Source organism: Achromobacter sp. SIMBA_011, assembly GCF_046535435.1.
In the GTDB taxonomy this organism is placed as follows: domain Bacteria; phylum Pseudomonadota; class Gammaproteobacteria; order Burkholderiales; family Burkholderiaceae_B; genus Achromobacter; species Achromobacter dolens.
On the sequence record NZ_JAWRWN010000673.1, the window covers coordinates 1 to 262 of the forward strand.

Annotated in this window: 1 rRNA gene; it reads left to right on the forward strand. The window is 48.1% G+C overall.

The window, feature by feature from the left end:
• Positions 1-193 (forward strand): 23S ribosomal RNA (locus tag SB816_RS32665); the annotation flags it as partial.
• Positions 194-262 lie beyond the last annotated feature (69 nt).

A 262-nucleotide genomic window follows, 5' to 3' on the forward strand; every position in this document is an offset into this window, starting at 1 on the left:
TTGCCGGGTAGCTATGTTCGGAAAAGATAACCGCTGAAAGCATCTAAGCGGGAAACTTGCCTCAAGATGAGATCTCACTGGAACCTTGAGTTCCCTAAAGGGCCGTCGAAGACTACGACGTTGATAGGTTGGGTGTGTAAGCGCTGTGAGGCGTTGAGCTAACCAATACTAATTGCCCGTGAGGCTTGACCATATAACACCCAAGCAATTTGCTTAAGAAGCGAGTTGCGGTGTGTGAAGACGATACAAACCGAAAGTTTGC